The organism is Thiohalophilus sp. (assembly GCF_046483665.1).
GTDB lineage: Bacteria > Pseudomonadota > Gammaproteobacteria > UBA6429 > Thiohalophilaceae > Thiohalophilus.
In genome coordinates, this window is record NZ_JAWOCR010000042.1 from 1 (window position 1) to 12,400 (window position 12,400).

The following is a 12,400-nucleotide window of genomic DNA, read 5'->3' on the forward strand; positions in this document are numbered from 1 at the left end:
GAATCCTGATTTGCTGATTTTGGCATGGCTACCGGTATTGATCATGATGGTGGTTATGCTGGCGGGAGTGCTCATCATCTGGCAACGCAAGGACAAGTCGGAGAACAGGGAACTGTCTGTGACCAATCCGTTTCAAATCAAGATGGCATTGCAGTTTGGACTGTTTCTGGCTGTCATCATGTTACTTGCCGAGGCTGCCAAGACCTGGCTGGGTGACACTGGCATTTATCTGGTAGCTATGATCTCGGGTATTGCTGATGTAGATGCCATTACGCTGTCCCTCGCCTCCATGGCCAAAAACGATCTGGCAGCAGAGACCGCCGTGCGTGGGATCGTTATTGCGGCGATCGTCAATACACTGTTTAAAACCGGGCTGGCAGTGTTTATCGCCGGTCGGCAAATATTCTGGCCACTTTTGCCGGTGGCGATGGCGGCCTGCGGTGCCGGGGGCCTGAGTTTGCTGTGGATTTGATTAATCCCTGCTAGTCCCTTCCTCTGGTGGCGTGACGGCCTGACAGGCTGCCAAGGGGGCCTGAAACCGGAAGTATTCCTGAGCGCTGATCAGACTACCCGCAAAGCCGGGGGAGGGGGCTCCCCGTGTTCTGTGAACAGGAACTGGCGACTATTCAATTCTCTGTTTTTTTCAGTGCCAGTTTGGTCTTCGGTGCTGAGTATTGTCTTGATCCGCTGTGCTGCAGAACAAAAAACTGTCTCTCCCAGAGACGCCAGGGCGCCAGAAAATCCGGTATGCCCGCCTGTACTCAGCGCGTTCCGCCTCTGTGAGAAAAGGTATCGCCGTTGATCGTTGGCATACCTGCAAGCCCCCGGCTAATCGTTGCTTATCCCTGATAAAAAAAGGAGGCCTGAGCCTCCTTTTTTTATCGCTTGAGCGTTTTCGATCAGTTGTCTGACTTGTCTGCAATATTCCGGTTGCTATCGGTTTGCTGACGACGCTCGTCATTCGAATCGCCCGACTCCTGATTGGCCGGACTACGGGTTTCCACCTGGACCAGTGAGGAATCCGCCGGTTTCTCCTGGACGGGTTTGGGCTCACTGCGAGCCGGAGGAGCTGCGGCTGGCGCGGGAGCCGGTGGCGTTTCTGTCGCAGGCGTTGTCGGCGGTGAGGAGACAGGAGGGCTTTGCTCTGTCTTGTCACTCGACGGCGCAATCGGCCCGGGCTTGTCAGCCGGTTTTTCTGCCGGTTGGGTTACCGGCTTTTCAGCCGGTGGGGTTACCGGTGCACTGGACACCTCTGTGTCTGCGTGATCTGCCTGGCTCGTCGCAGGCGTGGGAGAATCGGTTTTCTCTGCTGTAGCCGTCGGGGCCGGGTTATCACTTGCCGGCGAGGTGTTGTTTTTATCCCGCGCACGGGTTTCCTCGCTGCGATCGCTGGCGCGCAAACGGGGGTGTGAGCCGCTATTGTCGCTTTTTCTGTCATTGCGATTACCGCCGCCGGAACGCGATGCGGAACCGTTGCTTTTGTTCCTCGGGCTTTGTTCGCTTTTGTCCGATTTGCCGGATTCGTCCTGTTCGGATTTATTGTCCGACTTGCCGGATTTGTCCTGTTGAGGCTTGTTATCCGACTTGTTGGACTTATCCTGTTCGGCGGGTTTGCTACCCGGCTGACCGGCTTTATGCTGCTCCGGCGTGTTATCCGTTTTAACAGTTTGATCGCTTTTATCCGGCGGGTTCTGTTCTGCACCGGGACTCTGCTGCTGATCATCGCCGCGGCTTTCGCCGGCAGATGAACCGGAGGTGGAACGCCGCCGCCGGCGTCCCCCGCGTCGACCACGTCGGCTGCCTGAACTGCGTTGTTGCTGTTGTTCACCCGGGGTGCCGCTGTCCGCCGATTTGGATTTGTTTTCATCACTCTGGGCGACAGTTTCACCGCTCGGTTTATTTTCTGCCTGTTTGGTCACCGGTTTGTTGCCGGGTTGGCTCTGCCCGCCGCCATTTTGATTCCGCCGGTTTTGCTGCGGCTTGCGGCGCTGGCCTTCGCCGGCCGTGGTCTTGCGACGGGGGCGCGGAGCGCCGGAAGTTTCCTGGCGGGCAGGTTTGCGCGGCCGGGATTCACCGGTGCCGAACAGGGCGCGCCACAGGCGAACCAGCAGGCCGGGTTGAACGGGTTTAACAGGTTGATCGGGGGTTGCGACCGGTCGCGGGGTTGCAGGAGATACGGATTTGACGGCCGGTTCTTCCGGCGGCGTCGCAGTGGAACTGATGGAGGCGGAGAGGTTTTCCAGTCCTTCTTCATCATGGCGTTCCACCATCTGGAAGCTCTGTTTGTTCTCCTCCAGCGAGGGATCATCATCGCGGATACGGGTCACTTCAAAGTGAGGTGTTTCCAGATCGATATTCGGTATCAGCAGGATTTTAATTTTCTGCCGGTTTTCGATCTCCTGGAGGACATCGCGCTTTTCATTTAACAGAAAGGTCCCGGCATCCACCGGTAATTGCGCGACCACGCGAGCTGTTTTCTCCTTCATGGATTCTTCTTCGATCAGCCTCAGGATCGACAGCGCCAGCGATTCGATTCCACGAATAGTGCCGTGACCACTGCAGCGCGGGCAGATGATCTGGCTGGATTCGCCCAGCGAGGGACGCAGGCGCTGGCGTGACATCTCCAGCAGGCCAAAGCGCGAGATACGACCGATCTGGACCCGGGCGCGATCCGCCTTGAGGGCTTCACGCAGCCGGTTTTCCACTTCACGCTGATTACGCGCCGGTGTCATGTCGATGAAATCGATGACCACCAGCCCCCCCATGTCCCGCAGGCGCAGTTGACGGGCAATCTCTTCGGAGGCTTCGAGGTTGGTGTTGAGCGCGGTCTCCTCGATGTCAGCCCCCTTGGTGGCACGCGATGAGTTGATATCGATGGAGATCAGTGCCTCGGTATGATCAATGACCACCGAACCGCCGGAAGGCAGGCGCACCTCACGCTGGAAAGCCGATTCGATCTGCGATTCGACCTGATAGCGGGTAAACAGCGGCACCAGATCCTGATAAAGCTTGATCTTATTGAGGTTGTGCGGCATCACCTGGTTCATGAACTCGCGGGCCTGTTCATAAACATTGGGCTCATCGATGATGATTTCATTGATGTCGTTGCGGAAGTAGTCGCGAATCGAACGGGTGATCAGGTTGCTTTCCTGGTAGACCAGAAACGGCGCGTTTTTTTGCTCGGAGGCTTCCTTGATCGCTTTCCAGAGATTGAGCAGATAATCCAGATCCCACTGCAGCTCTTCGACATTCTTGCCGACGCCGGCGGTGCGGATGATAATGCCCATGTCCTGCGGAATCTCCAGCTGGGCGAGGGCGTCACGCGCTTCATTGCGATCTTCGCCCTCGATGCGGCGAGAAACCCCACCTGCTCGTGGGTTATTCGGCATTAATACCAGATAACGTCCGGCCAGGCTGATGAAAGTGGTAAGAGCCGCACCCTTGTTGCCGCGTTCTTCCTTGGCCACCTGGATGACCACTTCCTGACCTTCCTTGACTGCGTCCTTGATGTTCAGCTTGCCACCGGGATCGACGCCTTCGCGGAAGTACTCGCGGGAGATTTCCTTGAGAGGCAAAAAACCGTGACGTTCGGCGCCGTAATCCACAAAGGCGGCCTCGAGGCTGGGCTCGATGCGGGTAATCTTGCCTTTATAGATGTTGGATTTTTTGGATTCGCGGGCGGTAGTTTCGATATCCAGATCGTAAAGCCGCTGGCCATCAACCAGCGCAACACGCAACTCTTCTGGCTGAGTTGCGTTGAACAACATTCTTTTCATTGTATAACCTTTATGCGTGCATGCGCTCTAACCCCGGTCGGATTCTTCCGGACCGGTGGGCAATGCCACAACAGACCTTCTGCTGCACGAAGCCGAAAATCACCGACAGCCGGTGTGATACGCGAGACTCACCCGGATTCGTGCTGGTCTGCCCACCCGGTCGCGAAATGAATCGCGGTACCTGGGAGCGCGTATGTTCATCCACGGCTATTCGTCATATTAAGCAGGTCGCGAATAGCCACATTTATCTTGCTGATATCACCTGCCCGGGGCAGATGATGGAAAACCGGTTTTTTGACCGTCTGCGCTGTCCCGTATTCAATCAGAGATACAGTAGCAAGCAGCGCACTCCCGGATCGACCGGAAGTCTGCCGAATATATCAGTGTTATGCCAGAGCATCAATCTTTAGATAAGAAATGCTAGAATAGGGCGCAATATGACGACAAAAAGCAGCAATCCGACCTCATCCGGGGTCAAACTGGTCACAATCGGCCCGGAACAGGCCGGCCAGCGCATCGATAACTTTCTGCTTACCCGGCTAAAAGGGGCTCCCCGCAGTCTGATTTACCGCATCCTGCGCAAGGGTGAGGTGCGGGTGAACAAGGGGCGAATCCAGGCGCCGTATCGGCTCAGGGAGGGCGATCAGGTTCGCATTCCGCCGGTGCGCCTGGGAGACAGGGCGGTCACCACCCCGGCCGAGCGGGTTCTGCGACAGGTCGAAGCGAGCATCCTGTTCGAGGACAAGCGGGTGGTGATCCTGAACAAACCCAGCGGTCTGGCGGTCCATGGCGGCAGCGGTATCAGCTACGGAGTGATCGAGGCGATGCGCGCGTTGCGTCCGGATGCGCCGTTTCTGGAGCTGGTCCACCGGCTGGATCGGGATACCTCCGGTTGTCTGATCATCGCCAAAAAACGCAGTGCCCTGCGTACCTTGCATGAGCTGCTGCGCGAAAGCCGCATCGACAAACATTATCTGGCGCTGGTCAAAGGGGAATGGCACGGCGGCCCGGGCCGGGTGGAGGCCCCGCTGAAAAAAAATGTACTCTCTTCCGGCGAACGGATCGTGCGTGTCGATCCCGAGGGCAAGGCCGCCACCAGCCTGTTTCGCCCCCTGGCGGTTAATCCGACTGCTTCGCTGATCGATATCAAACTGGAAACCGGGCGTACCCACCAGATCCGGGTGCATGCCGCCTACGAGGGCCATCCGATCGCCGGTGATGATAAATACGGTGATGAAAATTTCAACAAACAGCTACGCACTTTGGGGTTAAAGCGACTGTTTCTGCATGCCCGGCGGCTGGTATTTGCATTTGATGATGACGGCCCCCATATTGACATCAGCGCCCCGCTGGACGCGTCATTGCATGATGTTTTGACTGAACTGAAACTGGAGTTCCATGAATAACACACAACTGATTATTTTCGACTGGGATGGCACCCTGATGGATTCGGAAAGGGATATACTCACCTGTATGCGTGCCGCGATCGAGGATCTCCAGCTCGAGCCCCGCAACGACACAGAGCTGAAAAATATTATCGGTCTGGGTCTGCAGGAAGCCCTGCGTACCCTGTATCCGCAAGGCAGTAACGCCGAGTTACTGCAACTGACAGCACGCTATCGTTATCACTTTCTCGAATCGCCGCGCCAGCCGTCGGAGCTGTTCGCCGGCGCCAGGGGGTTGGTCGAAGAACTGCACAGGGCCGGTCATTTCCTGGCCGTGGCGACCGGTAAAGGCCGCAATGGCCTGAACAAGGTCCTGGAACAGACCGGACTGGATGACTATTTTCACACCACCCGCTGTGCCGATGAATGCCATTCCAAACCCCATCCGCAGATGTTGCATGAAATCATGGCTTATCTGGGCGTTGAGGCGGACAGGGCGCTTATGATCGGTGATACTGAATATGATTTGAACATGGCCACTAATGCCGGCGTCAAATCCCTGGCTGTTACTTACGGCGTGCACGAAAAGCAACGCTTGCTGGATTGCCAGCCCCTGGGATGCGTGGACAGCATTGCGCAATTACGTGGCTGGCTGAAAGAAAAAGTCAATCTGGCGGCCTGACGCTGTTATCTTCAGAAAACAGCCGTGACGCAATAAAATCAATCGCACAAGAATGGAACCAGTAGTATGAGTGATGAAAATAAGACAGCGGATTCTTCGACACAACAATGGCAGCAGGATGTGATTAATCGCCTGGCTTTTGCCGCGCTGAACGAGCAGAAAAAAAGCCGCCGCTGGAAGATATTTTTCGTATTGTTGTTTATTTCCTATCTGTTTCTGGTCTATTTCACCACATTCGTCAAACCTGAGTCTGCAGGCGCGTCCCTGGCCAGCAAAAAACACACGGCACTGATCGAGGTTAAAGGGGTAATTGCCGATGATCAGTCCGCCAGCGCGGATAATATAGTTACAGGCCTGCGCAATGCCTTCAAAAACGAAAAAGTGCAGGGGGTTATTCTGCGTATAAACAGCCCCGGCGGCAGTCCGGTTCAGGCCGGCTATATCAATGATGAAATCGCCCGCTTACGTGAACAATATCCTGACACGAAGATCTATGCAGTTATCACTGATATCGGAGCTTCCGGTGGTTATTATATTGCCGCCGCTGCGGATGAGATCTATGCCGACAAGGCCAGTCTGGTCGGCTCAATCGGGGTAATCATGAACAGCTTCGGTTTTACCGAGGCGATCGAAAAACTGGGTGTCGAACGCCGGTTGTATACGGCCGGCGAGAACAAGGGTTTTCTGGATCCTTTCAGCCCGGAAAGGAAAGAAGAGGTGCAGCATATAAAAGGTATGCTGGATAACATTCACCAGCAGTTTATCGAGACAGTTAAACAGGGCCGTGGCGACAGGCTGGTCGATAATTCCGAAATTTTCAGCGGTTTGATCTGGACCGGCGAGAAAAGCCTGGAACTGGGACTGGTGGATGGCCTGGGAAGCAGTAGCTACGTGGCCCGCGAGATCATCCAGGCGGAAAATATTGTGGACTATACCCCCAGGCCCGATTTCTTCGAACGCTTCACCCGCCAGTTCGGCGCCGCCATGGGCCAGGCCATAAGCAACACGCTGGGACTGGAGAAGGGAACCCTCCGGTAAGTGAAAAAGATCACCACGAAGACTCGAAGTCACTATCCCGTTTTTCTTCGGGTCTTCGTATCTTCGTGGTAAGTTATCGTTATTTATATGACGCGAAATTCTTCCTGTTCCAGCATCTGGATCAGCCGGATCAACGGCAGCCCGATCAGCGTATTGGGATCATCGCCCTCAAGCCTGTCGAACAGGGCAATACCCAGCCCTTCGGACTTGAAACTGCCGGCGCAGTTGTAGGGCTGCTCCTTCTGTAAATAGTTCTCTATCTGAGTATCGTCCAGTTGACGAAAGTGAACCTTGAAGGGCACGACGTCACATTGGGCGTGATCGGTTCTGCTGTTGTAGAGACACAGGCCGGTGAGAAAGGTGGCGGTTTTACCGGAGGCGGCGCGCAATTGCTCGACAGCTTTAGCGTGTTCGCCGGGTTTGCCGAGGATGTGACCGTCGATCACCGCGACCTGGTCGGAGCCGATGATCAGTGCGTCGGGAAATTGGTTGACCACCGCGCGGGCCTTGGCTTCGGCCAGACGTTCGACCAGTTGTTCGGCGGACTCGTCGGCCCGCGCAGTTTCATCCACCTCCGGGGAGGCAGTATCAAACGGCACACCGAATTTTTCCAGGATCGCCTTGCGAAACGCCGACGTGGAAGCGAGGACCAGTTTACTACTCATAGACAAATATCTTTATTGAAGTTTTTACCACCAAGACACCAAGACACCAAGACACCAAGACACCAAGACACCAAGTAATTATTTCTGGTTTTCTTCGTGCCTTGGTGTCTTCGTGGTTACATTATTTTGTGTTTATTCGATTTCCACCAGCGCCTCATCCGGGTTGACGCTTTCACCCTTGGTGATGTGGATGGCCTTGATGATACCTTTTATCGGCGCCTGGATCTCGGTTTCCATTTTCATCGCTTCGGTGATCAGCACCGGATCACCGGCTTCGACCTCGTCACCGACATTGACCAGCACGTCGACGATGGTGCCCGGCATGGAGGTGGAGACGTGTCCGGGCGTGGTGGCCCGGGGGCGTTTGCCGGCAGCGGAACGGGCATGGCCTGCTTCGCCGCTTTCATCGCCGAGAGCGATCTCATCCAGCGATTCGAGCAGGATCTCTTCGGGCACGCCATCGACAGTGACATAGTAAGGACGCAGATGTTCCTTGGGATAACCGCGCCCGGTCACCTTGATGTGGTAACTCTCGCCATGCAGGGTGACATTGAACTCGGTGGCGGCCTTTTGTCCATTAACATTGTTAACGTTGGGCGACTCGAGCGGCTCGGGGATCAGCTTGCCGTCCTCGCGCTGTTGCAGAAAATCACGCCCCAGCTCCGGAAACATGGCATAGGTCAATACATCTTCTTCCGATTTGGCCAGGGTGCTGATTTCCTTGCGCAGTTTATCCATTTCCGGCGGAATCAGATCGGCGGGACGGCATTTGATCACTTGCTCGTTGCCGATAGCCATATGCTGCACCTGCGGGCTGATTTCACCCAGTGCCTTGCCGTAGCGGCCCTGCAGGTAGCGTTTCACCTCATTGGTGATGGTCGCATAGCGCTTGGCGGCGAGTACATTCATCACCGCCTGGCTGCCGACGATCTGCGAGGTGGGCGTGACCAGGGGCGGATAACCCAGCTCTTTGCGCACCCGGGGGATTTCTTCGAGAACCTCGTTCATGCGGGCCAGTGCGCCCTGTTCTTTTAGCTGATTGGACAGATTGGAAATCATCCCGCCCGGGACCTGGTTGACCTGTACGCGGGTATCCATACCGGTGAATTCGCTTTCGAACTGATGATATTTCTTGCGCACCTCGCGAAAGTAAAATCCGATCTCCTGCAATAACGGCAGATCAAGTTCCGGGTCGTATTCGGTATCCTTGAAGGCGGCGACCATGCTCTCGGTGGGCGGGTGACTGGTGCCGCCTGAGAAGGAGGAAATCGCGGTATCGAAACCGGCAGCGCCGTTTTCCACCGCCTTGTAATGACACATGTCGGACAGGCCGGCGGTGGCATGCGAATGGGTGAACACCGGGATATCCAGTTCGCTGACCAGTGCCGAGACCAGTTGTGCGGTGACATTCGGGGTTAACAGCCCGGCCATATCCTTGATCGCCACACTGTCGCAGCCCATCTCCTGAATGTCTTTGCCCAGTTGCACGAAGCGATCGAGGGTATGAATCGGACTGGTGGTATAACAGATCGCACCCTGGGCATGCTTGCCGCTTTGTTTGACTGCCTCGACGGAGACGCGAATATTGCGCAGATCGTTCATTGCATCGAAGATGCGGAAGATATCCATGCCGTTATCCGCGGCCCGGGCCACGAATTCGCGCACTACATCATCGGCGTAGTGGCGATAGCCCAGCAGATTCTGGCCGCGCAACAGCATTTGCAATTGCGTATTGGGCAGTGCCTCGCGCAACTGTCGTAAACGTTCCCAGGGATCTTCTTTTAAAAACCGTACGCAGGCATCGAAGGTTGCGCCGCCCCAGACCTCCAGCGACCAGTAGCCGACCTGATCCAGCTTCTCGCAGATCGGCAACATGTCCTCGGTGCGCATGCGCGTGGCGATCAAAGACTGATGGGCATCGCGCAGAATCGTGTCGGTAATCTTGACCTTGGACATGGAAAATTCCTAATTCTCGATGTGCGTCATTCCGCCGAAGGGCGGAATCCACTGTCTCTATAATTTCACAATCAGAATATTAGAGTAACTGTTTATATAGATCACGCCACTGTGAGTTTGTTTCTTCAAGTAGCCGTATTTTCCAGGCTTGATTCCAGTTCTTGAGTGATTTTTTACGTTTGATTGCCGATTCCATACTTTCATGAATTTCATACCAAACCAGAACTGTTACATCATATTTTTTGGTAAACCCATCAACGCTATGAGTCTTATGTTCCCAGACGCGCTTTAACAAGTTTGAAGTTACTCTAGTATACAATGTCCCATAGTGTTGACTCGCCAGTAGATAGACACAGGGCTGTTTTTCCATAACGGCCTCTTTCCGAAACTGGATTCCGGCCTGCGCCGGAATGACGATAAATTGAAAGTTGATCTTTTTCTGACGCTGAAGCGTTGCATCTTTTTACAACCCCATGTTGGCCGCGAGCGCCACGGCGATGGTCGCGGCGATGGCGCGATCGTCGCGGCGTTCCGAGTACTCGACCAGCTCCGGATGAGATTCGACAAAGCCGGTATTGAAGTGTCCGGACTGGAATTCGGCATTGCGCAGAATTTCCATATGATAGGGAATGGTGGTTTTAACACCGTAAACACCGATGTCCTGCAGCGCGCGCAATGAACGATCAATGACGCCGTCCCAGGTCGGCGCCCAGACGATGAGTTTGGCACACATGGAATCGTAATAGGGCGGTATTTCGTAACCGGTATAGATGGCGCCGTCGGTGCGTACGCCGGGCCCGCCGGGCGCAAAGTAACGGGTGATACGCCCGAAGCTGGGCAGAAAGTCGTTTTTGGGATCCTCGGCGTTAATGCGAAATTCAATCGCGTAACCATTACGTCGGATATCCTGCTGGGTGAAGCTCAGGGTCAGGCCCGAGGCGATGCGGATCTGCTCCTGCACGATATCAACGCCGGTGATCGACTCGGTCACCGGGTGTTCCACCTGCAGGCGCGTGTTCATCTCCATAAAATAGAAATTCTCACCGCTGTCCATCAGAAACTCCACCGTACCGGCGTTGGTGTAGCCCACGGCACTGGCGGCGCGCACGGCCAGATCGCCGAGTAACTGGCGCTGTTCGTCGCTGAGCTGGGGAGAGGGGGCGATTTCCAGCAATTTCTGGTGACGGCGCTGGATGGAGCAGTCCCGCTCCAGCAGATGGATGACGTTGCCGTGCTGATCGCCCAGCACCTGCACCTCGATATGGCGTGGATTGCCAATGTATTTTTCGATAAAGACCTCGGCGCTGCCGAAGGCTTTTTCGGCCTCGGAGATGACCCGGCCGTAATTGCGGCGCAGTTCCTGCTCGTTATCGCAGCGGCGAATACCCCGTCCGCCACCGCCGGAGGTGGCCTTGAGCATGACCGGATAGCCGATGGTATTGGCCACCGCCACCGCGTCCTCCAGATCGGCGACATTGCCGTCGCTGCCCGGCGTCACCGGCACGCCGGCCCTGCGCATCAGGTCGCGGGCCCGGGTCTTGTCGCCCATCTGACGGATAACCCGGGACTCGGGGCCGATAAAGTGGATATTACGCCGGGCGCAAATCTCCGCCAGCTCCGGGTTTTCCGAAAGAAAGCCGTAACCGGGGTGCAGGGCGTCACAGCCGGTCGCGACGGCCAGATTGACCAGGCGATGGGCATTGAGGTAGCCGGCTACCGTGTCGGGGCCCAGGCTGTAAGCTTCGTCGGCTTTTTTGACATGCAGGGCGTAGCGGTCGGCTTCCGAGTAGACCGCGACCGATTTGATGCCCATCTCGGCGCAGGCACGGGTGATCCGCACCGCGATTTCGCCGCGGTTGGCTATGAGGATTTTCTTAATCATCTAATGCCTTACAATCTGTGTGTATAGCGACCCAACGCTGCGATTTACCTGTGTAAGTGAACCCCCGGTGTCTGTCAAGCCGCCGCCCTTCGCGCCGGCTGCGCATCGCCGTTTCTCCTGCCCGCGTCAGATTGCGGCGAGGGTCACGGAACAGCCCGATATTCAAGGAATTTTTTGACAGCATGATGATCCGCCGATACAATTCGCGGCCTATGTCAAGACGGCAAGATCGGCTGCCGGTGCAGGTCGATCCCTACCGCCTGGCCGAACAGGGCCGGGAATATGATGGGGAATTGCCCCTGCGCCAGATGAAGCGCTTGCTGCCCCTGTTGGCGACAGAGACAGGGGTTGCGGCGGTCAGCCTGCGCTTCGGGGTGGATGAGATGGGCGTGCATTATCTGCACGGGACCATCCAGGCCGACCTCAGCGTAGCGTGCCAGCGTTGCCTTGAAGCAATGCGTTTTCCGGCCGAAATCGATCTGTCGCTGGGATTTGTCGGCTCCACGGCCGAGGCGGATCGCCTGCCGGGGGACCATGAACCATATATAGTAGAATCGGTGCCTGTCATGCTGGCGGATATCATCGAGGATGAATTGCTCCTCGCCTTGCCGCAGATACCGATGCACGACCTGGAAGAATGTCCGGCCCAGGATTACGTGGAGCCGGAGGAAGAACAGGACAAGGCCGGTCAGGACAATCCGTTTCAGGTTCTGGCCGATTTGAAAAAAACACCGGATAAAGATTAAACGAGGTAATCCAGATGGCTGTTCAACAGAACAAAAAATCCCCGTCCCGACGGGGTATGCGTCGTTCCCACGATGCATTGACCGGGCCCACGCTGTCGATTGAACCGACTACGGGGGAAACCCACCTGCGTCATCATGTCAGCCCGGACGGCTACTATCGTGGCCGCAAGGTCGTCGATAAAGGCGAATAACGCGCCGCTGCGCGTGATCCCCTGCCCATGGCAGGCGTTACACCATGACACGATAACAACAGGGATACGGGACATGGGC

11 protein-coding genes are annotated in these 12,400 nt (G+C 56.0%); 6 read left to right on the plus strand and 5 right to left on the minus strand.

What is annotated here, in order from left to right; translation table 11 throughout:
- Positions 1-472 (plus strand): DUF4010 domain-containing protein (locus R6U90_RS09490; RefSeq protein ID WP_410352447.1); only part of this gene is annotated, 472 nt, incomplete at its 5' end.
- A gap of 427 nt (positions 473-899) precedes the next feature.
- Here R6U90_RS09490 and rne read toward each other — a convergent pair.
- The gene (gene rne / locus R6U90_RS09495) at positions 900-3,776 is read right to left on the minus strand and encodes a ribonuclease E (RefSeq protein ID WP_410352448.1); all 2,877 of its coding nucleotides are present in this window, start codon (positions 3,774-3,776) and stop codon (positions 900-902) included.
- Positions 3,777-4,213: 437 nt separating this feature from the next.
- Here rne and rluC point away from each other — a divergent pair, with 437 nt between their 5' ends.
- The 3 genes from rluC (at position 4,214) to R6U90_RS09510 (ending at position 6,881) form a co-directional block, all read left to right on the plus strand.
- Positions 4,214-5,182, plus strand: a complete 969-nt coding sequence (gene rluC, locus R6U90_RS09500) for a 23S rRNA pseudouridine(955/2504/2580) synthase RluC (RefSeq protein ID WP_410352449.1) — start codon at positions 4,214-4,216, stop codon at positions 5,180-5,182.
- Positions 5,175-5,843: an HAD-IA family hydrolase gene (locus R6U90_RS09505; RefSeq protein ID WP_410352450.1), complete on the plus strand. Its 669-nt coding sequence runs from the start codon at positions 5,175-5,177 to the stop codon at positions 5,841-5,843. Before rluC ends, R6U90_RS09505 begins: the two co-directional genes overlap by 8 nt.
- Positions 5,844-5,909: 66 nt before the next feature.
- Positions 5,910-6,881 (plus strand): S49 family peptidase, encoded by a 972-nt coding sequence (locus tag R6U90_RS09510; RefSeq protein ID WP_410352451.1) that lies wholly within the window; start codon positions 5,910-5,912, stop codon positions 6,879-6,881.
- A gap of 83 nt (positions 6,882-6,964) precedes the next feature.
- Here the strand turns inward: R6U90_RS09510 and R6U90_RS09515 are convergent, their stop codons facing one another.
- From R6U90_RS09515 to R6U90_RS09530, 4 genes are all read right to left on the minus strand, one after another.
- Positions 6,965-7,546 carry a Maf family protein gene (locus R6U90_RS09515; protein WP_410352452.1) on the minus strand — a complete coding sequence of 194 codons (582 nt, stop codon included), beginning with the start codon at positions 7,544-7,546 and terminating at the stop codon, positions 6,965-6,967.
- A gap of 132 nt (positions 7,547-7,678) precedes the next feature.
- The gene (gene oadA, locus R6U90_RS09520) at positions 7,679-9,502 is read right to left on the minus strand and encodes a sodium-extruding oxaloacetate decarboxylase subunit alpha (protein ID WP_410352453.1); all 1,824 of its coding nucleotides are present in this window, start codon (positions 9,500-9,502) and stop codon (positions 7,679-7,681) included.
- A gap of 79 nt (positions 9,503-9,581) precedes the next feature.
- Positions 9,582-9,872, minus strand: coding sequence for a GIY-YIG nuclease family protein (locus R6U90_RS09525; protein WP_410352454.1), 291 nt, complete (start codon positions 9,870-9,872; stop codon positions 9,582-9,584).
- A 93-nt stretch (positions 9,873-9,965) separates the two neighbouring features.
- Positions 9,966-11,384, minus strand: a complete 1,419-nt coding sequence (locus R6U90_RS09530) for an acetyl-CoA carboxylase biotin carboxylase subunit (RefSeq protein ID WP_410352455.1) — start codon at positions 11,382-11,384, stop codon at positions 9,966-9,968.
- A 212-nt stretch (positions 11,385-11,596) separates the two neighbouring features.
- Between R6U90_RS09530 and R6U90_RS09535 the strand changes: the two genes are divergently transcribed.
- On the plus strand, positions 11,597-12,130 hold the full coding sequence (locus tag R6U90_RS09535; protein WP_410352456.1) for a YceD family protein: 534 nt from the start codon (positions 11,597-11,599) through the stop codon (positions 12,128-12,130).
- Positions 12,131-12,144: 14 nt separating this feature from the next.
- On the plus strand, positions 12,145-12,321 hold the full coding sequence (rpmF, locus tag R6U90_RS09540; protein WP_410352457.1) for a 50S ribosomal protein L32: 177 nt from the start codon (positions 12,145-12,147) through the stop codon (positions 12,319-12,321).
- The last annotated feature ends 79 nt before the right edge of the window (positions 12,322-12,400 follow it).

What these genes read in the sequence shown, in the direction of transcription:
- R6U90_RS09525 (WP_410352454.1), bottom strand. Translation starts at nt 9,872, where the DNA reads ATGGAAAAACAGCCCTGTGTCTATCTACTGGCGAGTCAACACTATGGG.
- rne (WP_410352448.1), bottom strand. Translation starts at nt 3,776, where the DNA reads ATGAAAAGAATGTTGTTCAACGCAACTCAGCCAGAAGAGTTGCGTGTT.
- R6U90_RS09530 (WP_410352455.1), bottom strand. Translation starts at nt 11,384, where the DNA reads ATGATTAAGAAAATCCTCATAGCCAACCGCGGCGAAATCGCGGTGCGG.
- rluC (WP_410352449.1), top strand. Translation starts at nt 4,214, where the DNA reads ATGACGACAAAAAGCAGCAATCCGACCTCATCCGGGGTCAAACTGGTC.
- oadA (WP_410352453.1), bottom strand. Translation starts at nt 9,502, where the DNA reads ATGTCCAAGGTCAAGATTACCGACACGATTCTGCGCGATGCCCATCAG.
- R6U90_RS09510 (WP_410352451.1), top strand. Translation starts at nt 5,910, where the DNA reads ATGAGTGATGAAAATAAGACAGCGGATTCTTCGACACAACAATGGCAG.
- R6U90_RS09505 (WP_410352450.1), top strand. Translation starts at nt 5,175, where the DNA reads ATGAATAACACACAACTGATTATTTTCGACTGGGATGGCACCCTGATG.
- R6U90_RS09535 (WP_410352456.1), top strand. Translation starts at nt 11,597, where the DNA reads ATGTCAAGACGGCAAGATCGGCTGCCGGTGCAGGTCGATCCCTACCGC.
- R6U90_RS09515 (WP_410352452.1), bottom strand. Translation starts at nt 7,546, where the DNA reads ATGAGTAGTAAACTGGTCCTCGCTTCCACGTCGGCGTTTCGCAAGGCG.
- rpmF (WP_410352457.1), top strand. Translation starts at nt 12,145, where the DNA reads ATGGCTGTTCAACAGAACAAAAAATCCCCGTCCCGACGGGGTATGCGT.